34 protein-coding genes are annotated in these 25,633 nt (G+C 69.8%); 25 read left to right on the forward strand and 9 right to left on the reverse strand.

Annotated features, from left to right (window positions below):
* Positions 1-13 precede the first annotated feature (13 nt).
* The gene (locus tag CHC09_RS23540; RefSeq protein WP_089295352.1) at positions 14-331 is read left to right on the forward strand and encodes a hypothetical protein; all 318 of its coding nucleotides are present in this window, start codon (positions 14-16) and stop codon (positions 329-331) included.
* On the opposite strand, the gene CHC09_RS23545 is transcribed toward CHC09_RS23540, so the two are convergent.
* Entirely contained in the window at positions 328-738 is a 411-nt protein-coding gene (locus tag CHC09_RS23545) for an NUDIX hydrolase (protein WP_089295353.1), read from the reverse strand. The two genes, CHC09_RS23540 and CHC09_RS23545, sit on opposite strands and share 4 nt — an antisense overlap.
* Entirely contained in the window at positions 735-1,394 is a 660-nt protein-coding gene (locus CHC09_RS23550) for an NUDIX hydrolase (RefSeq protein WP_089295354.1), read from the reverse strand. The genes CHC09_RS23545 and CHC09_RS23550 overlap by 4 nt, the downstream gene beginning before the upstream one ends.
* A 130-nt stretch (positions 1,395-1,524) precedes the next feature.
* Here CHC09_RS23550 and CHC09_RS47760 point away from each other — a divergent pair, with 130 nt between their 5' ends.
* The 20 genes from CHC09_RS47760 (at position 1,525) to CHC09_RS46535 (ending at position 15,096) form a co-directional block, all read left to right on the forward strand.
* Complete coding sequence (locus CHC09_RS47760; protein ID WP_275407884.1) at positions 1,525-1,776, forward strand: helix-turn-helix domain-containing protein; 252 nt, start codon at positions 1,525-1,527, stop codon at positions 1,774-1,776.
* 602 nt (positions 1,777-2,378) lie between these two features.
* Entirely contained in the window at positions 2,379-2,549 is a 171-nt protein-coding gene (locus tag CHC09_RS46510) for a hypothetical protein (RefSeq protein ID WP_179277245.1), read from the forward strand.
* 19 nt (positions 2,550-2,568) lie between these two features.
* The gene (locus tag CHC09_RS46515) at positions 2,569-2,967 is read left to right on the forward strand and encodes a DUF6284 family protein (RefSeq protein WP_179277246.1); all 399 of its coding nucleotides are present in this window, start codon (positions 2,569-2,571) and stop codon (positions 2,965-2,967) included.
* A 2-nt stretch (positions 2,968-2,969) separates the two neighbouring features.
* Positions 2,970-4,091: a hypothetical protein gene (locus CHC09_RS46520; protein ID WP_203833184.1), complete on the forward strand. Its 1,122-nt coding sequence runs from the start codon at positions 2,970-2,972 to the stop codon at positions 4,089-4,091.
* Positions 4,092-4,117: 26 nt separating this feature from the next.
* Positions 4,118-4,318, forward strand: a complete 201-nt coding sequence (locus tag CHC09_RS23570; RefSeq protein WP_143232483.1) for a hypothetical protein — start codon at positions 4,118-4,120, stop codon at positions 4,316-4,318.
* Between the two features lie 92 nt (positions 4,319-4,410).
* Entirely contained in the window at positions 4,411-4,575 is a 165-nt protein-coding gene (locus CHC09_RS46525) for a hypothetical protein (protein WP_179277248.1), read from the forward strand.
* Positions 4,575-4,760, forward strand: coding sequence for a hypothetical protein (locus CHC09_RS23575; RefSeq protein ID WP_089295356.1), 186 nt, complete (start codon positions 4,575-4,577; stop codon positions 4,758-4,760). The genes CHC09_RS46525 and CHC09_RS23575 overlap by 1 nt, the downstream gene beginning before the upstream one ends.
* The gene (locus CHC09_RS48465) at positions 4,760-4,891 is read left to right on the forward strand and encodes a hypothetical protein (RefSeq protein ID WP_275407885.1); all 132 of its coding nucleotides are present in this window, start codon (positions 4,760-4,762) and stop codon (positions 4,889-4,891) included. The genes CHC09_RS23575 and CHC09_RS48465 overlap by 1 nt, the downstream gene beginning before the upstream one ends.
* Before the next feature lie 42 nt (positions 4,892-4,933).
* Positions 4,934-5,152, forward strand: coding sequence for a hypothetical protein (locus CHC09_RS23580; RefSeq protein ID WP_089295357.1), 219 nt, complete (start codon positions 4,934-4,936; stop codon positions 5,150-5,152).
* A 14-nt stretch (positions 5,153-5,166) separates the two neighbouring features.
* Positions 5,167-7,434, forward strand: a complete 2,268-nt coding sequence (locus CHC09_RS23585; RefSeq protein ID WP_089295358.1) for an FtsK/SpoIIIE domain-containing protein — start codon at positions 5,167-5,169, stop codon at positions 7,432-7,434.
* Between the two features lie 200 nt (positions 7,435-7,634).
* Complete coding sequence (locus CHC09_RS46530) at positions 7,635-8,048, forward strand: hypothetical protein (RefSeq protein ID WP_179277249.1); 414 nt, start codon at positions 7,635-7,637, stop codon at positions 8,046-8,048.
* A gap of 149 nt (positions 8,049-8,197) precedes the next feature.
* Positions 8,198-8,953 (forward strand): hypothetical protein, encoded by a 756-nt coding sequence (locus CHC09_RS23595; protein ID WP_089295359.1) that lies wholly within the window; start codon positions 8,198-8,200, stop codon positions 8,951-8,953.
* Positions 8,954-9,027: 74 nt separating this feature from the next.
* Positions 9,028-9,375, forward strand: coding sequence for a hypothetical protein (locus CHC09_RS23600; RefSeq protein ID WP_089295360.1), 348 nt, complete (start codon positions 9,028-9,030; stop codon positions 9,373-9,375).
* Positions 9,372-9,752, forward strand: a complete 381-nt coding sequence (locus CHC09_RS23605; RefSeq protein ID WP_089295361.1) for a hypothetical protein — start codon at positions 9,372-9,374, stop codon at positions 9,750-9,752. The genes CHC09_RS23600 and CHC09_RS23605 overlap by 4 nt, the downstream gene beginning before the upstream one ends.
* Positions 9,749-10,081, forward strand: a complete 333-nt coding sequence (locus CHC09_RS23610; protein ID WP_089295362.1) for a hypothetical protein — start codon at positions 9,749-9,751, stop codon at positions 10,079-10,081. Before CHC09_RS23605 ends, CHC09_RS23610 begins: the two co-directional genes overlap by 4 nt.
* Positions 10,078-10,836, forward strand: coding sequence for a DNA cytosine methyltransferase (locus CHC09_RS23615; protein ID WP_089295363.1), 759 nt, complete (start codon positions 10,078-10,080; stop codon positions 10,834-10,836). Before CHC09_RS23610 ends, CHC09_RS23615 begins: the two co-directional genes overlap by 4 nt.
* 348 nt (positions 10,837-11,184) lie before the next feature.
* Positions 11,185-12,141 carry a bifunctional DNA primase/polymerase gene (locus CHC09_RS23620; protein ID WP_089295364.1) on the forward strand — a complete coding sequence of 319 codons (957 nt, stop codon included), beginning with the start codon at positions 11,185-11,187 and terminating at the stop codon, positions 12,139-12,141.
* On the forward strand, positions 12,138-12,455 hold the full coding sequence (locus tag CHC09_RS23625) for a DUF4031 domain-containing protein (protein WP_089295365.1): 318 nt from the start codon (positions 12,138-12,140) through the stop codon (positions 12,453-12,455). Before CHC09_RS23620 ends, CHC09_RS23625 begins: the two co-directional genes overlap by 4 nt.
* On the forward strand, positions 12,452-14,038 hold the full coding sequence (locus tag CHC09_RS23630; RefSeq protein ID WP_089295366.1) for a hypothetical protein: 1,587 nt from the start codon (positions 12,452-12,454) through the stop codon (positions 14,036-14,038). Before CHC09_RS23625 ends, CHC09_RS23630 begins: the two co-directional genes overlap by 4 nt.
* Before the next feature lie 896 nt (positions 14,039-14,934).
* A complete protein-coding gene (locus CHC09_RS46535) occupies positions 14,935-15,096 on the forward strand; it encodes a hypothetical protein (protein WP_179277250.1) in 162 nt (53 codons plus the stop codon).
* Between the two features lies 1 nt (position 15,097).
* Here CHC09_RS46535 and CHC09_RS23635 read toward each other — a convergent pair whose 3' ends face one another.
* From CHC09_RS23635 to CHC09_RS23655, 5 genes are all read right to left on the reverse strand, one after another.
* Complete coding sequence (locus tag CHC09_RS23635) at positions 15,098-16,297, reverse strand: ABC transporter permease (RefSeq protein WP_089295367.1); 1,200 nt, start codon at positions 16,295-16,297, stop codon at positions 15,098-15,100.
* A gap of 1 nt (position 16,298) precedes the next feature.
* Positions 16,299-17,006, reverse strand: coding sequence for an ABC transporter ATP-binding protein (locus CHC09_RS23640; protein WP_089295550.1), 708 nt, complete (start codon positions 17,004-17,006; stop codon positions 16,299-16,301).
* 61 nt (positions 17,007-17,067) lie between these two features.
* Entirely contained in the window at positions 17,068-18,123 is a 1,056-nt protein-coding gene (locus tag CHC09_RS23645) for an efflux RND transporter periplasmic adaptor subunit (protein WP_089295368.1), read from the reverse strand.
* Between the two features lie 31 nt (positions 18,124-18,154).
* Complete coding sequence (locus CHC09_RS23650; RefSeq protein ID WP_143232485.1) at positions 18,155-18,718, reverse strand: hypothetical protein; 564 nt, start codon at positions 18,716-18,718, stop codon at positions 18,155-18,157.
* Entirely contained in the window at positions 18,715-19,281 is a 567-nt protein-coding gene (locus CHC09_RS23655; protein ID WP_143232487.1) for a hypothetical protein, read from the reverse strand. The genes CHC09_RS23650 and CHC09_RS23655 overlap by 4 nt, the downstream gene beginning before the upstream one ends.
* Before the next feature lie 126 nt (positions 19,282-19,407).
* Here CHC09_RS23655 and CHC09_RS23665 point away from each other — a divergent pair, with 126 nt between their 5' ends.
* From CHC09_RS23665 to serA, 3 genes are all read left to right on the forward strand, one after another.
* Complete coding sequence (locus CHC09_RS23665) at positions 19,408-20,064, forward strand: response regulator transcription factor (RefSeq protein ID WP_089295372.1); 657 nt, start codon at positions 19,408-19,410, stop codon at positions 20,062-20,064.
* Positions 20,061-21,173, forward strand: a complete 1,113-nt coding sequence (locus CHC09_RS23670) for a sensor histidine kinase (protein WP_089295373.1) — start codon at positions 20,061-20,063, stop codon at positions 21,171-21,173. Before CHC09_RS23665 ends, CHC09_RS23670 begins: the two co-directional genes overlap by 4 nt.
* Before the next feature lie 307 nt (positions 21,174-21,480).
* Positions 21,481-22,698 (forward strand): phosphoglycerate dehydrogenase, encoded by a 1,218-nt coding sequence (serA, locus tag CHC09_RS23675; RefSeq protein WP_089295551.1) that lies wholly within the window; start codon positions 21,481-21,483, stop codon positions 22,696-22,698.
* Between the two features lie 47 nt (positions 22,699-22,745).
* On the opposite strand, the gene CHC09_RS23680 is transcribed toward serA, so the two are convergent.
* Positions 22,746-23,951 carry a hypothetical protein gene (locus CHC09_RS23680; RefSeq protein WP_143232489.1) on the reverse strand — a complete coding sequence of 402 codons (1,206 nt, stop codon included), beginning with the start codon at positions 23,949-23,951 and terminating at the stop codon, positions 22,746-22,748.
* Positions 23,952-24,237: 286 nt separating this feature from the next.
* Entirely contained in the window at positions 24,238-24,897 is a 660-nt protein-coding gene (locus tag CHC09_RS23685; protein WP_089295375.1) for a response regulator, read from the reverse strand.
* A 213-nt stretch (positions 24,898-25,110) separates the two neighbouring features.
* Between CHC09_RS23685 and CHC09_RS23690 the strand changes: the two genes are divergently transcribed.
* Positions 25,111-25,596: an AfsR/SARP family transcriptional regulator gene (locus CHC09_RS23690; RefSeq protein ID WP_089295376.1), complete on the forward strand. Its 486-nt coding sequence runs from the start codon at positions 25,111-25,113 to the stop codon at positions 25,594-25,596.
* Positions 25,597-25,633: the final 37 nt, after the last annotated feature.

Here is a 25,633-nt window from a genome sequence, read left to right on the forward strand (position 1 = left end):
AAAGGATGGGTCGATGATGGACACCGACGCCGCGCCAGTTGCATCGATCGCCGAATTGGTGAAGCAATACGAGGACGAGGTGGCCTACGGCGAGGATCGCGCGGCGGCTGAGTACGCATATGCGATCGCTCTCCGCTCGAAAGACACAAAGGGCGGCCTCGACCAAGCCCGCGAATACGCGCGACGCTCGTTGCGCCACGCCGGCCGCCTCCCTTCGAAGACGCTGGACGACGTTTCTTCGGCGCGGCTCTCGGTTGGTGGCGTGCCGATCCCTGAGTTGTTCCACGATGGCGTTGTCCGCAGCAGGTTGGCCGATTTGCTGCCGGACTAGACGAGCCGCTCTTTGAAGTAGTCTTCGACCGGGCCAAAGAAAGGGTACGGAACGTAGCTCGAAAGCTTGGCCCGGTCGCACCAATCTACTTCAGCAAGTTCATCTTCGTCGGCGACATAGGGCGTACCCTCGACCACCCGACAGGCGACGTAAATCATCTTTCGCTTGGTCGCCGGATGGATACGCTCACCTAGTAGTTCCTCAGCGCTGACAGAAAGCCCGACCTCCTCGCGAGTTTCGCGAACTGCGGCAGCCTCGCCGGTCTCGCCGGTCTCCACTTCGCCCGCGGGGAACTGCCAGGAAAGCTGACCCTCTTTCTCCTTCCTGCGAACCATGAGCACACGGCCGTTTAGGACAATGACTGCTGCTGCGATTGCTGGCCGCTCGACTGTCGTTTCGTCCGTCATGATTCCCCTTCCAAGGCTTGCAGCACGGGCGGGTAGATTGTATCCGCTTTGATGAAGCGCGTGACGTCGGCTCTAGGAACCCACATGGCATCGACATTTTCCGACGTGTCTTTGTTCTCGACACTGCCGGTCAAATAGTCGCAAAGGAAATAGTCACAATTCACTCCGGAAAGTGGATGGATTCGATTCCCAAGTTTCTTTCGCACAGCACAGTGAACGCCCGTCTCGGCCAACGCCTCCCGGACAGCAATATTCTCTGAGGCCGCGCCCGGCTTTACGATCCCAGCAGGAAACTGCCAGGTTATTCCACTGGAATCCATGTCACGACGGCATACAACAAGCACATCATCGGCGCGAATCACAACCGCGATCGCAACCTTCAGCGCAACGCTGCCCTTATGTTCGGCAGCTTCCGCCCTGTCGTCCTTACGCAACTGCCGCGCGAAACGAATCTGAGCAGACTCGCTTAGCCGTTCAAGGTTCTTGTCCAGCTCGCGTTGCGCCGCCGCCTGAAGAACTACGTCAGGCCGCTCGTGCCACATGGCGACTGTCCGCCGACCGACGCCCAAGCGAGCAGCGAACTCGTCTTGAGTCTCTCGCAACGCAGCTTGGAGTGCGCAAGCATGCTGCCCGGTCCATTGGTCCACCACTTCCATTGCTTTAGCGCTCCCGCACGAGGACTGCACAGTCACTGCACAGCGGCTGCATCAACAGATCATCGTCGATGCGGCCGATTTCCTGTTGGGTTATGGCACTGGCACACCACAAAGCTTCTCGGAGGCGACAGTGACCACCGTTTCGGCCTTGCAGAATGCCCCTGCCCCGCGCTTTCGTTCCGTCCCCGACACCGCCGAGATCCTGGGGATGTCGGAAGTGACTCTCTACCGGGCCATTCGAGATGGCCAGTTCCCTGCGATCAAGGTACGCGGTCGCTACGTTGTGCCGTCGCGAGTACTGGACGACCTGGAGGCGGAAGCGACCGCATCGGGCAGTGTCGTTGACGCTGCCCGATGGGTGCCAGGTTCGCGGGTCGGCTGACATGCGCCCGGTCATGGTGCGGACGCCCCGCGCCTGGGCCGCTCATCCTGCCACTGCCGGACCACCGACGGCCGCCAGACGGGCGACCGGCCGAAGTTACGGTCGGCCGCTGGAGCTTGGCCTCGCGAGACGTAAGAAGCCCAGGTAGCACGACTGATCGGCGCGCCAACCGAGCGCAGGTAGGCAAGGACATCTTCTGTACTCCACCAGTCGGTGGGCAGATCACCGGTCTCAGACATCGCTACAAGCCTACGCGGTATTGGCACTTGTGCGAATACAACACTGCGTTGTAGCGTGCGTACAACGCCAAGTTGTACTCCGGCACTAAGCCGAGACGGCGGGAGCCGTGGCACCAGCAGCTAGGCAGCTTCGGCCGCCTCGCTGATCCAACTCCACAGCGACGGACCTGATCACAGGCGAAACCACAGGGCCGCGATGACCTCCCATCTATTGCCGGGAGCGAGCGGAAGCCGGAGCCGGGTGGACAGGGATGAATTTCGTGACTACGTCCGGGCAGGCCGGCCCGCTGTGCTGGCGGGCCTGCCCGGCTTCTTCGTACCGCAATCTCTAGTTTTCCGATCGAGTGCAAGGAGATACGCGTTATGGCTTCCCTCGCCTCCGTCGTCCGGATCACCGCCCGTCAGAGCGCCTGCTGGCGCGAATGCGCGGGCTGCACCGACCTGGCGCCGCTGGCGCCGAACCAGACCCACTGCAACGGCTGCCGTGCCGAGCGTCGCCGGGTGAGCACCCGCCGCGCGCCGCAGGCCGCCTGACCTTCCCGAAGGGGACGAGATGAACGACTTCGACTTTGCTGAGCCGTCTCCGGCTGACCTGGCCGCGATCGAAGCGGAGTGGCCACAGGTTCAGGCGGATCTCGATCTGCTGGCCGATCCGGATGTGATCGATGCGCTGGTCGACGGGCTCGCTGTCGCGGAGCTGGCGGCGATGACCGGTCTGGACCGGCGTCGGCTTCGCCGGGCCACGGCTCACACGCTCCGTGTCGTCGCCGAGTTTGCCGCGCGGCCCGTCACCCCGCACCACATCTGCCGTGACGTGTACCTGCTCGAAACCGGCATGACCGATGACTGCCAGTACGGCTGCAAGGTCATGACCTGCACCAAGTGCGGCTCGCAGCGCGTCTGGCACCGAGACGTCTACGGGTGCCCGCTCGGACGTCAGGCGGTGGCGTGATGATGGCGTTCACCGTTCCGATCGAGCAGTTCTGGGCCGCCAATGCTGGTCCGCTGCTGCTGGCTGCGGGTGTGGCCGGCGTCGCCGCTCTGGTGGTGCTGGGAGTTTGGGCGAAGCGGTCGAAGAAGCCGCTGCGGCCGGTCGCGCTGGCGCTGTCGATGAACGTGGCGCTGCTGCTGAACGCCGAAGGCATGTGGGTCATCGCGACGGATGCGAAGGGCCTGAACCTGCCGCCGCTGTTCGCGGTGCTGGTGTTCGCGGTGTTCGAGATCTGTTTCCTGACCGCCACGTCGCTGGCGGCTGAGCAGTACCGGCGGACCACGGTCTACGCGCCGGACGGTGCGATCGTCACGCCGGGCAGTCCGGGCCGGATGCTGTACATCGCCGCGCTGATCGCCGGTCTGTCCGGGCTGATCGTGGCGTCGAACGCGGCCACCAAGACGGAGACGCTGCTGCGTCTCGCGGTGCCTTGCATCATCTTCCTGATGTGGTGGGCGGCGTTGACCGCCGCCGGTCAGAAGGTGGACCGGTCGCGGTTCGCGTACTCGCCGCGCCGTCTGGCGGAGCGGTGGGGCTGGCTGATTCCGGACGACGATCCGGACCTGGTCGCGATGGCCGCCGCTCGGCAGGCCCGCCGGATGGTCGTCAACTACTACCGCGTCGATGCGGGCCGCTGGCCGCGGATCTGGTGGAAGTCGCGTCTGCTGCGTGACGCCCGGACCGCTGGTGAGGACGTGGTCGCCGACGTGCTCGCCCAGTTGGCTCGGACCCGTTCGGTCATGGATCTGCTGATCCCCGGCGACGCTCCCGCCACCACCGACACGGCCCCGGCCCTGCCCGCACCGGCGTTGCCCGGCACCGACCCGGTGCCCGCTCTGCCTGCGCCTGCTTCGGCTGCGGCCGGTCGCAAGGCTCCGGCGAAGCGGGTCACGCCGCGTCCGGCGTCGGCGGAGAAGGTGGTCAAGGCCGCCGCCAAGTTGCCCGGCGCGACGGTGGCGCAGATCGCCGCGCGTGCTGGTGTCAGTGAGCGGACCGCCCGCCGCTATCTGCCGGATCCTGCCGCCACGGTGGCGGCACCGTCCGCCCCGGCTCCTGCGGAAACACCCGTTCTGGCCGCCGCATGAACCCGCTCAGCGGAGGGAGCACCGTCGTGGCCACCACTGACCGTATCTACCCGATGCCCGCACCGGAGGACGACGCCCGGTTCACGTACGGCCTGTTGGCCGACGTGGTGAAGGTGCTGGAGCGGCACGGCTATCCCCGCCCGGAGACCGGCGGGGATCTGGTGGCGCTTCAGTCTGCGTTGTTCGGCTACCTCTACGCCCTGCCCGGCGACGTCCCCGGGCAGTAGCACCGCCCGGCGGCGTGGCACCACGGCTACCAACCTCGCGCCACGCCGCCGGTCACCCCATCAGCCGCAAGGACCTTCGGGAGGTCACCAGTATGGCAAGCAACCTGTTCGGTGCGGGAGGCCCTTACCTGGGGCGTTCCGCCGCTGAGATCAAGGCGGATCAGGACCGCGCTCGCGCCGAGGACGCCGCCCGCGACCGCACCGCCCGTGCGGCCGGCCGCGACCGCCGTTCGATCGGTAAGGGCGGTGGCCGCTGATGGCCCGCAAGACCGGCTGGGTCGCCGACTTCGAGACCGGCCGCGCCAGCAAGGGCCGGATGCCGAAGGGTTCCACCGAGGACCCGGCGACGTTCCGTGAGAACCAGATCGCCCGCGTGGCGGGTGACGCCGCGAGTTCGGCCGGTCGGGCGCTGTTCCGGGCCGTGACCGGTCGGAGGTCCTGATGTCCGACAAGTGGGTGCACGCCCAGCGTGACGAGATCCGCGAACGCAACCGGCAGGCCCGCGAGGCCCAGATGCGCGAGGCACAGCGCCTCGCCGACGAGCGCCGGGCCAGGCAGAACGCCAAGCGCTGACCGCCTCCGCCGCGACCGGATCAGCACCACCGGTCTCGTGCGGTGGCCGCCAGAGAGGCGACCGGGGAGGACACCACGATGGCCAGCAAGCCCAACTTCCGGATCACCAAGCACGACGGCGACACCGGCAAGCGCACCACGGTCGGACGCCACACCACCGGCGACGCCGCCGCACAGTCCCGGCTCGACAAGCGCCGGGACCTGCCGCGCGGATCGTCCGACTCGTTCACCGTCCACGAGATCAAGCCCCGCCGCCGCTGAGGAGGTTCCCGACCGTGAGCACCAACCCTGAAGAGTTCGACTGGAAGGCCGCCGAGTCCGACCTCGGCGAGGTCGTCGACCTGGAAACCGCCCGCCAGCGCCGCGACGGCGCGCCGGTGGCGGCGTCCGAGGTGCCCGACGACGCGGTGCCCGCGGTGTCCGACCCGGCCGGCACGGTGGATACCGAAGTGCTGGAAGGCGAGATCGTGGCCGCGCAGGTCACGGACGCGCCGCCGGAGTTGAAGCAGTGGGCATGGGCGGTCGGCTGGCGGCACAAGGCACGCCGCCTGTGGATGTACAAGTGGCGCTACCTGTGGAACACGTTCGTCGTGCTCGGCGCATGGTCCGTGCGGGCCACCGGGTGGTGGTTCCGGGGCATCGGCCGGTCGGTCAGCGACTTCTTCAGCTACGTCGACGACCGTCAGGCCCTGGCGATCGCCGACCAGACCGCCGGGGCGGTCGACGGCCGCGCCGACGTGGACGCCTGGTTGAAGGCCCGGGCGGAGCGTCATCGGGAGGTCAAGGACCGCCGCCGGGTGGTCCGGTCCCGCACGATCCTGCCGATGGCCGCACTGGTCGGCCTGGTCGTGCTGCTGTGGTGGCTGGGCCGGGGCGACATGATCCGCAGCAACCTCGGCGGGGCCGCCCTGCTCGCGTGGATCGGGCTGGGCTGCTGGCTGGTCTGGTACGGCCGGGCACGCACACAGCCGTTCCTGCCGCAGTTCCGGGAGCCGTCGCCGTATCCGCCGGTCACCAACGACACCGTCACCGGCGCGCTGTTGGCCACCGGCATCGGCCAGTTCCGCGACGCGGTCAAGGCCGGACACTCCCCGGTCGATGTCATCTTCCGCGATGACAGCGCGGGCGGGAAGATCGCCGAGACGCACCCCATTCCCGGTGTGACCACGCAGATGGTGATGGCCAAGTCCATCGTCATCGCCGGTGCGCTCAAGCGCCCCCCGGCGATGGTGCACCTGTCGCAGGCCCCCACCGGCGTGCCGGGGCACGTGGAGATCCTGGTACTGGACATCGACCCCGGGCAGACCAAACCGAAGCGGTTCGCCTACCTCGGCAAGCCGGTCAACGTCGGCGGGCCGTGCACGATCGGCTACGACCCGCGTAACCGGCCGGTGCGGTGGCCGCTGCCCGGCGCGAACGGCATCACCACCGGCACCCCCGGATCCGGTAAGACCGCTTACCTGATCGGGCTGGCGTGTCTGGCCGCCGCCGACGTCGACGGCGCGCAGCTGGCGGTGTTCGACTTCAAGGGCATGGGCGACTACGCCGAACTGGAGCCGGTCTGTTTCGCCTACGGCGCGGACGCCGACCCGACCGAGACCGCCCGGATGCTGGTCGGGTTCCTCACCGCCCTGAAGCGGGAGATCATCCGCCGTCGGCAGGTGCTCACCGATCTGAAGAAGGTCGGCTCGGAGATGCTCGACAACAACGCCGCCGCGCTCACCGACCGGCTCGCCCGGTCGAAGAAGCACAACATGCCGTGGATCCTGGTCATCATCGACGAGATCCACGAAGGACTCGGCGACCCGATCCACGGCAAGGACATCGCTGCCCTGCTCACCGACCTGATGAAGATCGGCCGGGCGTGCGGCATCCACGTCGAGATCGCCTCGCAGCGCACCGACACCGACTCCATCCCGACCTCGATCAGCTCCCTGCCGATCGTGCGGGTGGCGTTCCACCAGAACGGACAGCCCGGTAACGACATGATCCTCGGCACCGGCGCCTACAAACGGGGAGTCGACGCGACCGCGTTCCGGCGCGGTGCGGCCGGCACCGCCGCCGACGACCGGGGTTCGTGCTGGTACATCGGCTCCGAGGGCGGCGAACCCGTCCGGGTGCGGACCACGTTCGTGCTCCCGGACGTCAAACGGATCGTCGCCACGGCACTGGCCGGCCGGACCAAGGCCGGAACGTTGACCGGTGCGGCGGCCGGGATCGTCGAGCAGGCCGACACCGCCCCGGCCCATAGCGCGCTCGACGACGTGCGCGCGGTGTTCATCGGCGACGAGATCGCCCTGCACGGTGATGTCATCTTCCACCGGGTGGAGACCCGCCACCCCGGCCGGTGGAAGTCGCAGGCCGCGCTCATGGCCGCTCTCAAGGCCGAAGCACCCGGCTGGAAGTCGCCGACCGTGCCCATCGGGCAGGTGCGCCCGACCGATGCCCCGGTGGACGCGGGGATCGAGAAGACCCGCCAGGGTATCCGCCTCGCCCACCTCGAAGCAGCCATCACGGAGCGTGACGAAAGGCGGGGCGGCTAGCCCTGGATCTTCCGCCCGAAACCGGGGCGGGATTCCCCCGTAACGATCACCGGACGGCCGCAATGCCTTGTGGGTTCGACCGCAAGGCATTGCGGGTCCGCAATGTCACCACCTTGTGGCCCAACCGCACCACCAGCAGCCGGGTTGCGCCTTGCGCTCGGCACGGTCCCGCACACCTGAAAACCGGACTGGAGGCCCTGGTGACCACCCCCACCCGACACCCGCTAGGCGCAATGTTCGCCCTGCTCACCGGCCTGCTCTGGCTCGCCGTCCGCACCACACCCGGCCTCGCTTTGATCACTCTCGGTAGTTTTGCGGGCGTGGTCGGGTACCCGTGGCGCGGCCTCGCTGCCGTCGCGCTCGGCGCGCTGATCTACGCCGCGCAATGCTCGCGCACCCCGTACACGAGGTGCCCGCGATGCACCGGAACCGGCCGCCACCCTCGCCGCCGTACCCGCACCTGCCGACCGTGCCGGGGCAAGGGCGTGCGGATGCGGTGGGGACGCCGCGTGATGAACGCCTACCGCCGCGCCACCTACACCGGCACCGCCCCGGACGCGCGCCCGGCCCGGCCGCTGAACCCCGGCGCCTACGCCGACACCGACCGGCACTGAGCCGGGGCCCGCGCATCCGCGCCGACTCGCAATGCCCGCGCTGCCGCGGCACCGGCCAGCGACTGCGCATCGGGCGCCGCGCCGCCAACGCCCTCATCCGCCGATACCGGCGCGCCCACTAACCCCTCCCGGAAGGACCCACGGATCCCGTGACCCACACCGACGACTTCGACAGCATCGACCCGGAAGACCTCGACCCGGCCAGCGCCGACCTGGACGACTGGTGGGACGCCGACCGCGGCAATGACCCCGCCTTCCAACCCCGTCAGCACTGGTGGCCGCACCTGATCGACCACATCAACCACGCGTGGATCACCCGCCGACCGCTCGGCGACGCCGTCGCCGAAGCCCTGGCCATCCCGCCCAAGCCCGCCACCGCCGTCATCTTGGCCATCCTCGCCACGCTGGCCGCGGGCGTGGTCGCGCTGATCGGGTCACTGATCGCCGCGCTCACTGGCGCGATCGCCGGGATCGCCGACGCGGTCAACGCCAGCAGCCGCACCGGGACCGCCGACACCACCCGCGACCTGGTCGACGGCGCACTGACCCGCACCATCACCGACCCGGTCCACACCTACCTCACCCAGCACGCCGCGAGCCTGCCGGCCACCGGCCAGCAGATATGGACCGCCTGGCTGGTCACCACCGGCATCCTGTTCGCCCTGGCCGCCGTCGGCTCCCGCGGTGCCCGCATCGGCTGGACCCTGACCGGCGCCCTGACCACCGCCATGGCCTACGCCGGCACCGACCCGGCCGGACGGCCGATCGCCGCCGGCCTGACCGCAATCGCCTGGGCCCTGCTGTCGGTCATCGCCTTCAACCGGTTCACCGGCACCAGCCGCCCGGTCCTGCACCTGAGCCTCCCCACCCGGCGGCAGACCACACGGGATCACGACGAGGACTGATCACCCGGTTGCCTGCGGCGACCCGCGCGGGTCGCCGCAGGCCCATCCACCTGGGAAAAGGAGGTACCAGTCCGATGAAGACCCGAACCATGCGCAGGATCCGCCGCGACGAGACCCCGCACACCCCCTGGTGCGCCCGCGACCACCGGTGCGGCATCAACCTGCACACCTCGCCGGACATGTACACCGACGGGCCGCTCGGTGCCCGTGGCGTCCTCAACCGCGTACAGACCGAGACCAGCGACTACGCCGAGATCCGCATCCGCATCCCGATCAGCACCCGCGAACCCATCGCCCGCAAACAGCTCGGTATCGCCCTGCGCATGATCCGCGAACTGCTCCACGCCGTGTCGGCCGTCCGGCCCGGCGCCCTCGACCACGACCGCGACCGGCCCGCCCTCGATCGGAGGCCCGCAGCATGACCACCACCGCCATTCCCGCCGACACCGCCCGGCAAGCCCTCACCAACGGCCTGCACGACCTGGCCGACTACCTCGCCCAACACCCGGACATCCCGATCCCCGGCGCCGGACGGGAGATCAGCTACTACGTCGATGGTGACGATGACCGGACCGGCCTTGCGAACCTGGCCCAGGTCGCCAACCTGCTCGGGGTGGAAGTGACCGACCTGCACGGCAGTCCGGTCACCGAGACCACCACCCACTTCCACGCCGCCCGACAGTTCGGCCCGATCACCTACCAGGCCGTCTACATCACCCGCGCCACGATGGCCGACCACGACGCACTGATGAGCTACCGCGACAGCATCCGCGCCGACCGGCCGGAGGCGACCGAATGAACATCCGCCTGATGGGCGACGGCGACCAGGTCGCCGCGATGGTCGCCGCGCTGGAGAACGCGCCCGGCCTGCACGTCACCCGGGTCTCCCGGCCGTACGCCAACCGGCGCGACCCGGAGCAGATGCGGATCTACCTGGACGCCGCGGTCACCGCCGACCCCCGCCGGGCTGGCGGGTGCCCGGACTGCGTCTGCGACCCCGCCGCCTGCCGCGCCGACCAGCAGGGTCAGCACTGCATGGACGTCGCCTGCGGCGCCTGCCTGCACGGCTGCCCCACCGACGAACACGACATGACTTGGCCCGCGCCGCTCGCCGAGGTGGCCCGATGAGCGCCCGGCCGCGGCTGTTGGACCTGTTCGGGGGCGAGGGTCTGGCCTCGCTGGGTTACGCCCTGGCCGGGTTCGACGTCACCGCCGTCGAGATCGACCCCGACCGGATCGCCAACCACGTGCGGCATCCGCACGTGCGCGTGGTCGAGGGCGACGCCACCCGCTACCCCCTGGACGGGTTCGACGTCGTGGCCGGTTCACCGCCGTGCACCGACTACACCGAACGGGCCGCACTGGCCGAGCACGTGCGCGGCGACACGACCGGTACCGGCTGGATGCTGCCGCACACCCTCGCCCGGGTCCGGGCGTGGGCCGCGGCGACCGGGGGCCTGTACGTGGTCGAGAACGTCGAGGGCGCCAAGCGGGTGATGGGCTCGCCGCTGGTGTTGTGCGGCACCATGTTCGGCCTGACCGATGGCGGGTGGCATCTGGAACGACACCGGCTGTTCGAGTCGAACGCCGCCCTGATGGCGCCCGGTCCGCACCGGTGCCGTGCCCGCGGCATCCGCGGGCGGATCATCGGTGTCTACGGTGACCTGACCCCCAACGACCGCTCGTGCGGCGGCGCCCGGCGTCCCGGCGGCGACATGCGCGCCGGGGTCGAACGCGCCCGGCGGCTGATGGGCGCCCCGTGGGCCTCGCCGCGCGGCCTGTCGCTCGGCATCCCGCCCGCCTACACCCGGTTCATCGGCGATCAACTCATGGCACACCTCGGCGCGGCCTGGCCGGTCGTGGATGTCGGGAGGGCCGCGTGATGGCCGCCGACCGGGTGACCTGATGAGTGGCAGGCCGGCGTTCGTGGCTCCGGAGGACTGCGTGTTCGGGGGCGGACATCTGCCCCCGATGCTCTACCGCGACCGGCTCGGGGTCGAACAGGCTGGCCTCGACTGGTCAGAGCACCGGTTCGACGTCCGGTACACGCCGTTCGGGCCGTGCCGCATCTGTCGGCGCCGCACCCAACTTCGGGACTGCTCCGGCCGGACGTGTCACAAGGTGTGCGCCGAGGCCGAGTACCTGGCCGACGTCGCCGCGTGCCGTGTCCCGCGGCCCGGCCGCGCCGATGACACCGCCTTCCGCCTTTCCGATCAAGGAGGGGATTCCTCATGCTCGACCCCGCCGCCCTGCGCGCCGCCGCCCTCGGGCACGCCGGCCGCGGCTGGCACGTCTTCCCGTTGCGGCCCGACAATCGCCCGCACGATCCCGACCAGGCCAAGCGGCCCGCCTTCCCCGGCCACGGCGAGGACCGATGCGACCGCACCGACCCGCGCTGCCACCAGCGGCACACCGGGTGGGAGCCCCGCGCCACCACCGACCCGGCCCGCATCACCCGGGCGTGGGCGCGCACGCCGTACAACATCGCCCTCGCCTGCGGACCCTCCGGCCTTGTGGTGATCGACCTCGACACCCGCAAGCCGGGCGCCGAGCCGCCGGTCGGTCACGACGGCTACCGGCACGGCCTACAGGTGTTCACCGACCTGTGCCACCAGCACGGGCACCCGGTACCCGACGACACGTACACCGTGGCGACCGGCAACGGCGGACGGCACCTGTACTACCGGCACCCGGCCGGGCCGGCGTTGCGCAACACCCAGGGCGACCGGGGCGGGCTCGGATGGCTGATCGACACCCGCGCGCACGGCGGCTACGTCGTCGCGCCCGGCTCGACCGCCGCCGGCCGGCCGTACCGGGTGCTGCTCGATCGGCCGGCAGCGCCGCTGCCCGGCTGGATCGTCGACCTGCTCCGCCCTGCCGAACCGGCCGGGCCGCGCAAGGTACTGGGTGATTTCTCCGCATTCCGGCGCGGCGCGTACGTGCGCGCCGCGGTCCGCCGGACCCTCGACCACCTCGCCGCCGCCCGCCCCGGGGAACGCAACATCACCCTCCTCGGCGGCGCGGTGTCCCTGGGCCAGCTCGTAGCCGGCGGCGCGCTGCCCGGAGAGGAGGTGATCGAGGCCCTGACACCGACCGCCCTCGCGATCGGCCTGACCGAACGGGAGACCGCCCGCACCATCCGCTCCGGCCTGCGTCACGGAGCCCGTAACCCGAGGAGGGTCGCATGACCGTCTACGTCGACAACTTCCGGTGCCCGGCCACGATCGGCCGGGTTCGGGGTCGGTGGAGTCATCTGACCGCCGACACCCCCGATGAGCTGCACACCTTCGCCGGGCACATCGACCTACAGCGCAAATGGTTCCAGCACCGCTGCAAGCACCTGGCGTGCCCCACGATCGGCGGCGTGTGCGCACACTTCCATTACGACGTGATCGACGCCAAACGCGGCGAGGCGATCCGGGCCGGGGCGCAGGCCGTCGACCTGCGTCAGTTCGGCGCGCTCGTCTCCGCCCGCCGGGCCGGATTCCGGGAGTCGGTATGACCACGCTGGAGGAACGCAGCGTCGGACCGCGCCGGGTGAAGGTCGGCACCGGGCCGGAGTCGATCCGCACCCTCGAACAGGAGTTGGCGGACGGGCTGTTGCCGGACACTTACGTCTCCGGCGGTGCCCTGGTCCACATGGAGGCCGTGTCCGGTGGGCTGACCGGCGCCGCAGATGAGGACTCGCCGCTCCCGGTGGCCGCCAGCATCATCCACCCCGCCGGGCTGGCCCGGCTGCTCGCCAAGCACGTGCGCGTGTATCGCAAGAAGACCCGCAAGAACGAGGCTGGGGAGGTCGAGACCTACGACGAGGAATGCACCCCGCCGCGGGAAGTGCTGGCGTCCGTGCTCACCGGCAAGACCTGGCCGGATGTGCCGGTGTTGCGCGGCATCATCGGCGCCCCGGTCCTGCGCCGCGACGGAACCCTGTTGCAGACCCCCGGCTACGACCCGGCGACCGGCCTCTACCTTGCCTCCAAGGTCGATCTGCCGCTCGTGCCGGAAGCACCCACCCCGGAGCAGGTCACCGAAGCGCGGACGTTCCTGCTGGATCGGTTCCTGCGGGACTTCCCGTGGTCCGGGCCGGCGGACAAGGCCAACTATTTGGCGCTGCTGGCCACGCCGATCCTGCGGCACTTCACCCGGTCGCTGACCCCGTTCGGGCTGATCGACGCCACCATGCCCGCCTCCGGTAAGACGATCCTGACCGCCGGGCCGGGCATGTTGTACGGGCAGAAGGTGCTGACCTGGCCCGACGACGATGCCGAACTGAAGAAGTCGATCACTGCCGTGTTCACTGAGCAGGTCGGCGTGGTGATCTGGGACAACCTGGCCGAGGGCACGGTCATCGACTCGGCAGTGCTCGCCCAGTTGATCACGTCGCGGGAATGGTCGGACCGGCAGCTCGGGGCGTCGCGCAACATCGGCAGCGTCAACGACCGGCTGTGGATGGCGACCGGCAACAACTTGCAGGTCGGCGGTGACATGGCCTCCCGCACGGTGCGGGTGCACCTCGATCCGAACATGCCGCACCCCGAATCACGTGATCAGTCCGGGTTCGGCATCCCGCACCTCGATCAGTGGATCATCGACCCGGCGAATCAGCTCACCGTGTTGTGGCACCTGCTCGTGCTGGTCCTGGACTGGACACGCCGCGGCGCCACGCGGGCCACGGCGATGTCGATGCGCCAGTTCACCCCGTGGGCACAGGCCCTGGGCGGGTTCCTCGCCCATCACGGCATCGACGGGTTCCTGACCAACATCGCCGACGTCCGCGAGGCGGACGAAGACGAAACCCGCTGGCGCGGGTTCCTGGCCACCTGGCACGAGAGGTACGGCACCACCCCGATGACCGCCAGCGACCTACGGCGCTCCGCCGAACTGGTCCAGATCGGCGGGGACCTGAACGACCCGTGGGACGGCACGTTCATCACCACCCCGACCGGTGCCCTGCCCAAAGCGGTCCCGCTCGGCCGGATGCTGACCGGGCAGAACGGCAGGTGGCGCGGCGAATACGTGATCCGGGCCGGGAAGTCAGAACGCGGCGACCGGGCCGTGTTCCACGTCGAGCACCAACCCAGCTAGGTCAAATCAGCTGAATCATCTCCGCATCTCCGCACTGCCCTCCCGAAACCTCCATCTAGCAGGGAAAACAGGCTGCGGAGATAAGCAAGACAGCATCTCCGCTCATCTCCGCATCTCCGCACGATCAAGAACCTTCAAGATCGTGCGGAGATGCGGAGATGAGCGGAGATGGAATCCGGCCATCTCCGCACCCCGAAACCGCAGGTAAACCGCCCTGCTGCGGAGATGCGGAGATGATTCAGCTAACCCACCCCGATTGAAAACACTCCGGAACCGGCCCGCTGAGAGCCCCTGAGCCGAACCCATGCATCGCCTAACCCTCGGACACCCGAGATCTTGGCCCCACGGCGCTCTCAGCGGCCCGATCTAAGCCAATCTGCCAAACCGGTGCCGTCGCTGTCCCCGAAACACCCCTCACGTGCAGAACGGGCACACATGGCTATCCCACACTGCCTGTCGCCCACCTCGAACGACCCAGGCCACTTAACCGATACTCGGGATGTTGACACTGCGTCATGGAAAGGGGTGCGGCATCGCAGCATGAGGGACCGTCGACATGCGACCCGCTTGTGGCGCGACTCGTGGTGCGAACTGTGGTTCGGTGGAGACCCTAGCGACACTAGAGACACGGAGATTGACACTAGAGTCGCTGTTAGAGAGCCATGATCAGAGTGTCATGGCCCCTTCTAATCCGTCGGTCGTAGGTTCGAATCCTACCGGGCGCGCCATTACCTTCGTCTACCAGGGAAAACACCCTTACGGGTGAATCGGCTCCGAGTGACTCGGCGCCGGCGGGGGCCGTTACGGCGCCGAGCGCAGATCAATTGAGCCGCTGATGGCGACGAACGTGGATGCCATTGATCCCCGCGCCCACCGCGGCTGGGTATTCTCGCCGCATGATCGCCAGCCTGCTGTTCGCCGTCGCCGCGGTCGCTCTGGTGACCGGTGTGCTGCTCGGTTACACCCTGGCCCGGGCCCAGTGCCGGGCCGCCCGCCACGAGGAGGCGGTCGCCGTCCTCGCGGGTCTGGAAGGGCGGGCGGCCGGCACCGGCCGGTGAGTCAGGCAGCGGCCAGCGCCTCGGTCGGCGCCAGCCGGGCCGCCCGGATCGCCGGGTACAGACCGGCGATCGCGCCGATCACCACGGTGGCGCCGACACCGCCGGCGGCTGCCCACAGCGGGACCACAGTGGGCCAGCCCTGCGTGGTGGCGTAGAACGCGGTGACCGCGAACCCACCGATCACCCCGCCGAGCCCACCGAGCGCCGAGAGCAGCAGCGACTCGGCCACGAACTGGGTGCGAACCTGTCCACGGGTGGCGCCGAGCGAGCGTCGCAACCCGATCTCGGCCCGCCGTTCCAGCACCGAGATGACCATCGTGTTGGCCACCCCGATCCCGCCGACCAGCAGCGCGACCGCGCCGAGACCGAGCAGCAGGGCGGTGAAGGTCTGGTTGGTGGCGCGCTGCGCGGCGAGCGCCGGGGACGGTTTGTCCACCTTCACCTGGTCCGGGCTCTCCGGGTTGGCGGTGGCGGCGAGGACCGCGCGCACGGCCTCCACCTGCGACTCCACCGACCGGGTGTAGATGGTCGTTGCGTGCCCGTCGAAGCTCAGGTACGACTTCGCCGCCGGCCACCCGATCAGCACCGCGCTGTCCAGTTCCGGTGCGAGCGGCACGCTCGCGAGCACACCGACCACCCGGTACCAACGGCCGTCGATGTAGACCGACGGCACGTCGCCGAGCCGCCGGGCCGCGGTCGAGCCGAGCACCACCGCCGGGTACTTCGCGGTCGCCGCGTTCAGCCAGGAACCCTTGGCGATCGTCGCGCCGACCGTCTTGAGCAGGTCCAATTGCGCCGCGAGCAGGGCCAGCCCACCGGTCTCCCCGGGCGGGATCCGGTCGCTGCGATAGACCGGGGTGCTGGAGATCGTCCCGGTCGCGGTCGCCGCGGTGACCGGCCCGATCCGCTTGACCATCGAGAGCGCCTCGTCGGGCAGCGACGCCTCCTCGCCGAACATGGTGTTGCCCGGCGCCACGGTCAGCATGTTGGTGCCCAGCGCGGCCAGCGCCCGGTCCAGGTCGGCCTGGCTGGAGCTGGAGATGCCGACCACGGAGACCATCGCGGCGATGCCGATCGCGATGCCGAGCGCGGAGAGCACCGCCCGCAGCGGCCGGGCCCGCAGGCCCGAGCCGCCCAGCCGGAACAGGTCGGCGGCGCTGAGCCGGGCCGGCCGCAGGAAACTCGAATGCGAGCGGGGCATCTCAGACCACCCGCCCGTCGCGCATCGCGACCTGGCGCGGCAGCGAATCCGCGATCTCGTGATCGTGGGTGATCACCAGCACCGTGGTCCCGGCCGCGTTCAGTTCCCGCAACAGTTCGACGACCCCGGCGCCGGCGACCGAGTCCAGGTTGCCGGTGGGCTCGTCGGCCAGCAGCACCGCCGGGTCACCCGCGACGGCGCGGGCGACCGCGACGCGCTGCCGCTCTCCGCCGGAGAGCTGATGCGGGCGATGCCCGAGCCGATCCCCCAGGCCGACACGGACGAGGGCGGCCTCCGCGCGCCGCTCACGCTCTTTCTTCGGTACGCCGGAGTAGAGCAGCCCGTCCGCGACATTGGCCACCGCGTTGCGGCCCGGAGCCAGGTGGAACTGCTGGAAGACGAAGCCGATCGAGCGGGAACGCAGCGCCGAGAGCTGCCGGTCGGAGAGCGACGCCACGTCGTACCCGTCGATCCGGATCGTTCCGGCGGTCGGCCGGTCCAGCGTCCCGATCATGTGCAGCATGGTCGATTTGCCGGAGCCGGATGGGCCGACGATGGCGATCAGCTCGCCGGCCGTCACGGTCAGGTCCACCTCGCAGAGCGCGGTGACCCCGCCCGGATAGGTCTTGGTCACTCCGTTCAGCTCGATGACCGGATTCACCTCGGACGGGGCTTGGACAGCCTCGTCCAGTTCGATCACCGAGTTCATGCCGCCACCTCCGCCGCGCTCCGGCGTCGGCATGAGCCGACCGATTCACTCGCAAGGTCGCTCATGCCGGAACACCCACCTTCATCCCCTCGGCGAGACCACCGCCGGAGACCTCGACCCGGCCGTCGGCGAACAGCCCGGTCTCGACCGCCACGATGCGGGCGGCGCCGCCGTCGACGACCTGCAGGCCGTACCCGCCCTCGGCGAGCGCCAGCAGCGCGTTGACCGGGACGGTCAGCACGTTCTCGCGTTGCGAGGCGACGAAGAGCACGGCCACCGACGCCTCGTTGAGCCCGGCCGGCGCCTTGCTGAAGGCGATCGTCACCTGGATCTTCGTGACGTCGTCATCGTTCGGGTTCTCCGCCTGCTCGACGGTGGTCTCCACGCCGGAGATCTTCGCCGGGACGGTCGTACCGTCCGGAAGGGTGACGTCGACCTTGGCACCCTTCTTTGCCAGCCGCTGGTCGGCCACGTCCAGTTCGACCGTGGCGACACGGCCGGTGGCGGTGGTCTGGAGCACCTCGGTACCGAGCTGGACGGCGGCGCCCTTCTCCACGGTGTGCGAGGCGATCCGTACCGGGCCGGAGGCGAAGAGCACCCGGCCCAGCTCGACCGTGCCGGTCTCCTCCAGGCCGAGATCTTCCTGCCACTGCTCGACCGCGTCGGCGGTCGACGAGGTGTACTCGCTGTCGACCGTGAAGCCCCGGTACCCGAGCGCCCACAGGTTCTTCTCCAGCTGCTTGACATCGGTGCCCTTGTCACCGGAGGCAAGCGAGCGGTAGGCGGGCATCGAGCCGTACATCAGCACCACCGGATCGCTGTCCACCTTGTACAGTGACTCGCCGCGCTTCACGGTGGCGCCGGTGGTGGGCATCCAGGTGACCGTGCCGCTCAGCCGGGCGGCGAGAGCGGTGGCGTCGCCGTACCCCAGGCTCCCGTCATGGCTCTCCTTGTCGATCAGCGTCGCCTTCGTCACGTCAGCGGTCACGGCCGCCAGGCTGCTACCGGCGGCCGCCGGGGTCTCCGCCGCCGGCAGACCCCCGACCAGTACGAACGCGGTCGCACCCACGGCCACCAACGCCCCGGCCACCGCCGCGGTCGTCCACTTCCGGCTCATGCCGCCACTTCCCCTTCGCTTGCGATCTCGCTCATGCGCCGCCGCCCCCGGTCACGGGCGCGCCCTGCCGCCCGCGGGGGCCCTTCGGCATGTACTGGTCGCACTTCTGCTCCGCCGCCTTGAACGTGGGCGATTCCGGGTCCAGGTTCATCTTCGAGTCGAGGTGGATACCCCCGTCCGGTTGCGGATCCGGGAAGTTGGGCACCCCGTTCTCCCGCATGCACTTGGCCATCTGCCGGGCCTTCTCGAGATCCTCGGCGCTGAGCTTCGGCGCGTTGTCCCGGTTCGGCGCGAACTGCCGGCAGGCCTGTTGGGCTTCCTCGAACGCCTTCTTGTCGACGCTGTCCGGGATCTTGATGGCCATTTTTCCGTTTTGCGGGTCCGGGAACCAGGTCATCCCGTTCTCCCGCATGCACTTCGAAAACCTGATCGGCGCGTCCGGGTCGAAGCTGCTGGTCGCCGTCGCGCTCGGCTTCGCGGTCGCACCGGCGCTCTGCGCGGTGGCCACGGACGGGTCGTTCCGGGCGCCTTTCCCACAGCCCGTCATCGTCGCGGCGAGCAGCAGGCCCACCGCCAGGATCGTCGTCCTTCTCATACGTTTGCCTCCTGCTGTGTCGACCCTTTTCGGGAGGCGTTCGGCGGCAGGTACTTCGAGCAGGCTTTCTCGGCCGCGTCGAAGGTGGCATCGCCCGGGCCGGTGCCGAGCTTGTCCGCGTCGAGGGCGATCTCCCCGTTCGGGCCCGGGTCCGGGAAGTTGGGCACCCCGTTCGCCCGCATGCACTTGGCCATCTGCTGGGCGCGCTCGATCTCCTCCGGGCTGGTCTTGTCCTTCTGCTCACCACCGTCCGGCAGCAGCGACCGGCAGGCCTCCTCGGCCGCCTTGGTCTTGCTGTCGGGTTCGCCCGGCGGGTTCTGGACCTGCAACTGCCCGTCCGTATTCGGGTCCGGGAACCAGTCCAGGCCGTGTTCCCGCATGCACTTCGAGTACTTGAGCATCGCGTCCGGATCGGGCCCGGTCCGCGTAGCGGCGCTGCTCGACGCCTTCGGGCCGGCGCTCTGCGCGGTGGCCACCCCGTTGTCCCCGGCCGCCGTCTTCGCGCAGCCCGCCGTCATCGCCGCGAGCAGTACGCCGAGCGCCAGGACCGCCCTGGTCCTCATCGTCGCCTCCTTCGCCGGCGGCCCCACCGGCCGCCACGCACCGAAGTAGAGCGGTGAGCGTGTTTCCCGGGCGTCAATGAAAACGGTGACGCGGAGTTGACACCGGGCTGAGCCACTATTGGGGGTATGCGGATCCTGGTGGTGGAGGACGAACCGCTGCTGGCCGACGCGGTGGCGCAGGGCCTGCGGCACGAGGCGCACGCGGTGGACGTCGTCTACGACGGCGGATCCGCGCTGGAGCGCATCGAGGTGAACGACTACGACGTGGTGGTGCTGGACCGGGACGTGCCGGTGGTGCACGGCGACAAGGTCTGTCAGGTGCTGGCCGAGCGCAACGCCGACATCCGGGTGCTGATGCTGACCGCGGCGGCCGGCATCGACGACCGGGTCGCCGGGCTCGCCCTGGGTGCCGACGACTACCTGCCGAAGCCCTTCGCCTTGCGGGAGCTGTCGGCCCGGGTCGCGGCGCTCGGGCGGCGCGCCCGGCCGGCCGCGCCGCCGGTGCTGCGCCGGGCCGGGATCAGCCTCGATCCGTACCGGCGGGAGGTGCACCGCGACGGGCGGTACGTTCCGCTCTCCCGCAAGGAGTTCGCCGTGCTCGCCGAGCTGCTGCGGGCGGACGGCACCGCGGTCTCGGCGGAGACGCTGCTGGAGAAGGCGTGGGACGAGAACGCCGATCCGTTCACCCACGCCGTCCGGATGACCATCCTCAAGCTCCGCCGCAAGCTGGGTGACCCGCCGGTGGTGCTGACCGAGCCGGGAGTGGGGTACCGGATCCGATGAATCTCACCGTGCGTGCCCGGCTCACCCTCGTCTACGGCGGCCTCTTCGTCCTGGCCGCACTCGTCCTGCTCGGCGTGACCTACGTGCTGGTCGGCCGGGACACCGTGACGGCGGGCAGCATGGAGGCCGCCTCCCAGGCCGTCATCGGCCCGGACGGCCAGCCCGCGATCAGGACCCTGCTGCGCGACACCCGGGAAGACACCATGCACGCCCTGCTCACCCAGGGCGCGATCGCCCTGGCCGTGGTGAGCGTGGCGACGATCGCGCTCGGCTGGCTGATCGCCGGGCGGATGCTGCAACCGCTGCATCAGATCACCGCGACCGCCCGGCGGATCGCCGAGTCCCCGGCCGCCGACCGCGGCCTGCACGAGCGGATCGGCCTCAAGGGGGCGGACGACGAGGTGAAGCAGCTCGCCGACACGTTCGACCTGATGCTGAGCCGGCTCGACCACTCGTTCGACGGGCAGCGCCGGTTCATCGCCAGCGCGTCACACGAGCTGCGCACCCCGCTCACCCTGAACCGGACGCTGCTCGAGGTGGCGCTGGCCCCGGAGACCGCGTCGCCGGAGGTGCGCCAGCTCGGCAGCACCCTGCTGGCGATCAACGACCGGCACAGCCGGCTGATCGACGGGCTGCTCCTGCTGGCCCGGTCGGACCGGGAGGTGACCGAGCGGGCGTACGTCGATCTGGCCGACATCGTCGACCACGTGGCGGTCTCGGACAGCGTCAAGGTGGTGACCGAGCCGTACGAGGCGGCCGTGCTCGGCGATTCGGTGCTGCTCGAACGTCTGGTGCAGAACCTGGTGGAGAACGGGGTACGGCACAACGTGCCGGAGAACGGCTGGGTGAAGGTGACCACGCTGACCAGGCCGGACGGCTGGGTGGAGCTGCGGGTCTCGAACTCCGGCCCGGTGATCCCGCGGTACGACGTGCCCGGCCTGTTCGAGCCGTTCCACCGCTACCGCAGCGAGCGGCTCGTCTCGGAGGGAGCCGGCCTGGGGCTCTCCATCGTGCGGGCGGTCGCCCGGGCGCACGGCGGCGACGTCCGGGCCGACGCCCGCGACGACGGCGGGCTCGATGTCGCCGTTCTTCTTCCGCGCGCACCGTAGGTCGCCGGCCAGGCGGGCACAAAAAGGACAAAACCTGTGCCCACTCGGCGAGAAATCCGTTTTCAGCGGCCGCAAGCGCTGCCACGATCCGCAATCACGCGTTGCACAACCGCAAGGAGGCACTGAACCGGCCAAACCACCCCGGCCGTAGTCCAGCGCGGAAACGCAACACAACGGCAACCAGCCCGGTTGTTGGGACCTGACCCACACCGCAACGGCCCGCGCCACCGAGGGGACTAGGCTTGACGCCCTGTGAACTGGGCTTCGGCGTGGCGGCCCATGCGGTCTACCGAACATGGAACGGAAGATGATGAGCGACCAGGCCAAGGCGCGAGTCCTGCTTTTGGAGAGCATCCACCCGGATGCGGTGTCCCGGCTCGAGGAGGACGGCTTCCAGGTCGAGTCCGTGGCGAGCGCGCTGGACGAGGCCGAGCTGATCGAGCGCATCTCCGGGGTGCACCTGCTGGGCATCCGCTCGAAGACCAAGGTCACCGCGAAGGTGCTGGAGGCCGCTGACAGCCTGGCCGCGATCGGCGCGTTCTGCATCGGCACCGACCAGATCGACCTGGCCGCCGCCTCGGCCTCCGGTGTCGCCGTCTTCAACGCCCCGTTCTCCAACACCCGCTCGGTGGTGGAGCTGGCGATCGCCGAGATCATCTCGATGACCCGCCGGCTGACCGAGAAGAACGCGCTGATGCACGCCGGTGTCTGGGACAAGTCGGCGGACGGCGCGCACGAGATCCGCGGCCGCCGGCTCGGCATCATCGGCTACGGCAACATCGGCACCCAGCTCTCCGTGCTCGCGGAGAACCTGGGCATGTCCGTGTCGTTCTTCGACACCGCCGACAAGCTGGCGCTGAGCAACGCGCACCGCTGCGCCAGCCTGGACGAGCTGCTCGAGGCCAGCGACATCGTCACCCTGCACGTCGACGGCCGCCCGGGCAACGCCGGCTTCTTCGGTGCCGAGCAGTTCGCGAAGATGCGCCAGGGCAGCCTCTTCCTCAACCTGTCCCGCGGAATAGTCGTCGACCACCTGGCGCTGCGGGACGCGCTGCGCAGCGGCCACCTGGCCGGCGCCGCCGTCGACGTCTTCCCGCAGGAGCCGAAGGGCCGGGGCGACGAGTTCCTCTCCGAGCTCCGCGGCCTGCCGAACGTGATCCTCACCCCGCACATCGGCGGCTCGACCGAGGAGGCGCAGTCGGACATCGGCGGCTTCGTCGCGACAAAGCTGGCCAAGTTCCTCACTGAGGGCAACACGACGCTCAGCGTCAACCTGCCCGGTGTGGTCCTGCCCGAGCAGCCCGGCCTGCACCGGATCGTGCACGTGCACGTCAACACCCCGGGCGTGCTGGCCCAGGTCAACCGGATCCTGGCCGAGCACAACGTGAACGTCGAGGGTCAGCTGCTGAGCACCCGCGGTGAGTACGGCTACCTGATCACCGACATCGGCAAGGGCTACAGCGACTCGGTGCTGGAGCAGCTGCGCGCCATGGAGCAGACGGTCCGCCTGCGCGTTCTCTCCTGACAGACGACCTGAAGCGGGCCCTTTCGGCGACGGAGGGGCCCGTTCGGCTATCCCGCCTCGACGGTCAGCAGGTTGATCTTCGAGGCGGTGTCGACGTCGTACCGGCCGGAGGTGTCCCAGTCCTTCGGGGTCAGCGTGGAGCCCGGCGCGACGTCCCGCAGCGTGCGGGTCCCCGCGGTCACCGTGGCCGCGCCGCCGCCGACCTTCACCCGGATCGGGCTGCCGGCCGGTGCGCGCAGGGTCAGCTCCTCCACCCCACCGGTGATCTTCACCGGAACGGTTCCGGACGCCTTCGACAACGCCAGCACCGCCCGCCGCGTCCCGCCGACCACCTCGATCCGCTCGACCTTGCCTTCGCCGAGATCCACGTCCCGCTCCGCGGCGTACCCGGAGAAACGCAGCGTCCAGCGCACGCGCGCGGCGAGCACGACGTCCACCTGACCGTCCGCCCCGGCGCCGCTCCTGGTGACCTGCAGGCGTACCCCGTCGTCGGCCAGTTGCGGGCTGGGCAGCAGCGGTGAGTCCTCCGGGGTGCTGATCCGGAAGAGGTCGTCGCCGATGTCGGCGACCGACAGCCGGATGCTGTCGCTGGCCGCGAGCATCTCGAACGCCGCCTTGGTACGGCCGTTGAGCGGCGCGGTGACCAGATGTGAGCTGCTGCCGCCGTCACCGGCGTTGAGATTCAGCATCTCATTGATCTTGGAGTCCGGTCCGGAGTAGAAGATCACCCCGGTCAGCGTGATCACCAGCACGGCGACCACGCCCAGCACGGCCATGCCCCCGGTGACCATCCGGGGCCGGCGCCGGGGCGCGGGAACGGCCGATCCCGGCCGCCCCGGGCTCGGGACGTCGAGCGTGTCCGCCCAGGTGGCGCTCTCCCAGGAGGGAAGTCCGGTGTCCACTCCGGAGGACCGCCCGGCGGGATTCCCCGGTGCCGCCGCAGGGCTGTCGGGCGGCAGGGTCTCAGAATTTCGCCGTACGACCGGCAGCGCGCCCGAATCCGACTCGATCACCGGGAAAGTCCCGGAGTCGTCCCGCCCGCTCAGCGGCCGGTTCCCACTGATCGGCCCGGCGGTGAACCCGAAACCGGCCCGTCCCGGCCCGGCCGGGGAAGCCGGCCCGAATTCGGGCGGACCGGCCGGTGAGACCGGCGAGTCGGGCTCTTCCTCGAGCGAGTGGGCCCCGATTTGAAAGGTCTGGGGCGCGGCCGGGGTGGACTTGTCCTCGCCGTCACCGAACCATCCGGCCGGCATGGCGGCCTTCTCCGCCTCCGACGGCGGGCGCCGGTAGATCCGGTCCCGGTCGGTCTTCCGCCGCTGCGGCAGCCCGCTACCCGTCGAGTCCTGCGCCGGAGGGGAGGACGAGGGCAGCAAAGATGACGAAGACGGCGATGGATCTGCCGGCTCCGGCGTTACGCCGTCGCTGACGGTACGGTCCACGGCGGATGTCCTCTCCCACGCAGCGCCGTCACGTGGCGCCCGCAAGAGAATACGGATCGCAGCCCTCTGCGGATGAGCCTGATCGAAGAGTCACAGGAAATTACCGCCGGTCAGGCCGGACCAGCCCCCGCCGGGTCGCGATGGCAACCGCCTCGAGCTGACTGTGCGCCCCGAGCTTGGCCAGAACCGATTTCTGGTAGCCCCGGCAGGTGTGCACGCTGATGCCCAGCCGCCGGGCCACCGCACGAGCGTCCAAACCGGCCGCCATCAGCTGCAACACCTCGTCCTCACGGGCGGTCAGCCCGCTACCGGTCCGGGTCACCGTCGCCGGGCTGGTGCTGCGCAGCAGCCGGGCCATGATGTCGGTGGAGACCGTCATCCCGCCGCCGTGCGCGGTCCGCAGCGCGTTCAGCACGTCGGCCAGCGCACCGTTCTTGGAGATGAATCCGCCGGCGCCGAAGGCGGTGGCCCGGCTGATCAGAGCCGGGTCCTCGCGCGCCGTGAGGATCACCACACGAACGTCCGGCTGGCGGACCCGGATCAGCTGAGCGATCGCGATGCCGTCGGCATCGGACAGTTCCGGATCGAGCAGGATGACGTCGGGTGACAGCTCGGATGCGAGCCGCAACGCCTCCGCACCGGTCCGCGCGTGGCCGACCCAGCGTAGGTCGGGCTGCCCCGCCAAGGCGTGTCCGAGCAGCTCAGCAAAGGTCTGGTGACCGTCGACGACGAGCACTCGGATCGTCCCGTCGTTCCCCATTCGTGCACCATCCTCTGTCCAGCGGTTAGCCCCCGGGGCCCCGCGCAGTCTAAGGACTACCCACCACCCTGCCGCCCTACCAACAGGCGGCCGTTGTGCCACGGCGACGCAAGGTTGCCACCGAGCGGTCCCGATCACCAGTCTTTTCGGCCGAGGGCACCCCCCGCATTGGGGCTTGCTGGCGCGCATCGACAACGGACACGATTCTGCATCATGTACGACATCCAGCTCTTCGGCAGTATCGAGGTTCGTACCCGTGGCATCCGCCTCGCGGGCGACGACTTCGGCGGTGACCGCCCGCGCCGGCTGCTCGCCCTCCTGGCGCTGCACGGCGAGCAGTCACTTGTGGAGCTGTCCGACCTGATCGGCGCCCCGCCGGCGACCGTCAAGGACGACCTCAAGGTGCTGCGCGACCGGCTGGAGCCGGGGGTGTCGGGCCGCGAGTCGGTGGTCGTCGGCCGTCGCGGGAGTTACCGCCTGGACACCGAGCGCGTCCGGGTCGACGTCGCCACCTTCGACCAGTTGATCCAGGCCGCCGAGGGCCGCTCACCGGAGAGTGCCGCCCGCCCGCTGACCGCGGCCGCCTTCCTGGCCTCCCGCCCGCTGCTGGAGGACGAGGACGCCCCCTGGGCCGCCGAGCTGCGCGCCAAGTACCGCGACAAGCTCCGCCTTCTTGAAGTCGAGTCCGCTCAAATCTGAGGAAACAGGCGAAGGCCGGGGGTGCGGGCGGAGAATC

Source organism: Actinoplanes regularis, assembly GCF_900188005.1.
In the GTDB taxonomy this organism is placed as follows: Bacteria; Actinomycetota; Actinomycetes; order Mycobacteriales; family Micromonosporaceae; genus Actinoplanes; species Actinoplanes regularis.

Coding starts and splice junctions, on each gene's coding strand:
- CHC09_RS23645 (WP_089295368.1), bottom strand. CDS start 18,123: ATGAGCCGGAAGTGGACGACCGCGGCGGTGGCCGGGGCGTTGGTGGCC.
- CHC09_RS23690 (WP_089295376.1), top strand. CDS start 25,111: ATGTACGACATCCAGCTCTTCGGCAGTATCGAGGTTCGTACCCGTGGC.
- CHC09_RS23665 (WP_089295372.1), top strand. CDS start 19,408: ATGCGGATCCTGGTGGTGGAGGACGAACCGCTGCTGGCCGACGCGGTG.
- CHC09_RS46510 (WP_179277245.1), top strand. CDS start 2,379: ATGGCTTCCCTCGCCTCCGTCGTCCGGATCACCGCCCGTCAGAGCGCC.
- CHC09_RS23620 (WP_089295364.1), top strand. CDS start 11,185: ATGCTCGACCCCGCCGCCCTGCGCGCCGCCGCCCTCGGGCACGCCGGC.
- CHC09_RS23550 (WP_089295354.1), bottom strand. CDS start 1,394: ATGGAAGTGGTGGACCAATGGACCGGGCAGCATGCTTGCGCACTCCAA.
- CHC09_RS23615 (WP_089295363.1), top strand. CDS start 10,078: ATGAGCGCCCGGCCGCGGCTGTTGGACCTGTTCGGGGGCGAGGGTCTG.
- CHC09_RS23680 (WP_143232489.1), bottom strand. CDS start 23,951: ATGCCGGCCGGATGGTTCGGTGACGGCGAGGACAAGTCCACCCCGGCC.
- CHC09_RS23540 (WP_089295352.1), top strand. CDS start 14: ATGATGGACACCGACGCCGCGCCAGTTGCATCGATCGCCGAATTGGTG.
- CHC09_RS23640 (WP_089295550.1), bottom strand. CDS start 17,006: ATGAACTCGGTGATCGAACTGGACGAGGCTGTCCAAGCCCCGTCCGAG.
- CHC09_RS23625 (WP_089295365.1), top strand. CDS start 12,138: ATGACCGTCTACGTCGACAACTTCCGGTGCCCGGCCACGATCGGCCGG.
- CHC09_RS23605 (WP_089295361.1), top strand. CDS start 9,372: ATGACCACCACCGCCATTCCCGCCGACACCGCCCGGCAAGCCCTCACC.
- CHC09_RS46525 (WP_179277248.1), top strand. CDS start 4,411: ATGGCAAGCAACCTGTTCGGTGCGGGAGGCCCTTACCTGGGGCGTTCC.
- CHC09_RS23610 (WP_089295362.1), top strand. CDS start 9,749: ATGAACATCCGCCTGATGGGCGACGGCGACCAGGTCGCCGCGATGGTC.
- CHC09_RS23630 (WP_089295366.1), top strand. CDS start 12,452: ATGACCACGCTGGAGGAACGCAGCGTCGGACCGCGCCGGGTGAAGGTC.
- CHC09_RS23650 (WP_143232485.1), bottom strand. CDS start 18,718: ATGAGAAGGACGACGATCCTGGCGGTGGGCCTGCTGCTCGCCGCGACG.
- CHC09_RS46515 (WP_179277246.1), top strand. CDS start 2,569: ATGAACGACTTCGACTTTGCTGAGCCGTCTCCGGCTGACCTGGCCGCG.
- CHC09_RS46520 (WP_203833184.1), top strand. CDS start 2,970: ATGGCGTTCACCGTTCCGATCGAGCAGTTCTGGGCCGCCAATGCTGGT.
- CHC09_RS23635 (WP_089295367.1), bottom strand. CDS start 16,297: ATGCCCCGCTCGCATTCGAGTTTCCTGCGGCCGGCCCGGCTCAGCGCC.
- CHC09_RS23685 (WP_089295375.1), bottom strand. CDS start 24,897: ATGGGGAACGACGGGACGATCCGAGTGCTCGTCGTCGACGGTCACCAG.
- CHC09_RS23670 (WP_089295373.1), top strand. CDS start 20,061: ATGAATCTCACCGTGCGTGCCCGGCTCACCCTCGTCTACGGCGGCCTC.
- CHC09_RS46535 (WP_179277250.1), top strand. CDS start 14,935: ATGATCGCCAGCCTGCTGTTCGCCGTCGCCGCGGTCGCTCTGGTGACC.
- serA (WP_089295551.1), top strand. CDS start 21,481: ATGATGAGCGACCAGGCCAAGGCGCGAGTCCTGCTTTTGGAGAGCATC.
- CHC09_RS48465 (WP_275407885.1), top strand. CDS start 4,760: ATGTCCGACAAGTGGGTGCACGCCCAGCGTGACGAGATCCGCGAACGC.
- CHC09_RS23655 (WP_143232487.1), bottom strand. CDS start 19,281: ATGAGGACCAGGGCGGTCCTGGCGCTCGGCGTACTGCTCGCGGCGATG.
- CHC09_RS23545 (WP_089295353.1), bottom strand. CDS start 738: ATGACGGACGAAACGACAGTCGAGCGGCCAGCAATCGCAGCAGCAGTC.
- CHC09_RS23575 (WP_089295356.1), top strand. CDS start 4,575: ATGGCCCGCAAGACCGGCTGGGTCGCCGACTTCGAGACCGGCCGCGCC.
- CHC09_RS23600 (WP_089295360.1), top strand. CDS start 9,028: ATGAAGACCCGAACCATGCGCAGGATCCGCCGCGACGAGACCCCGCAC.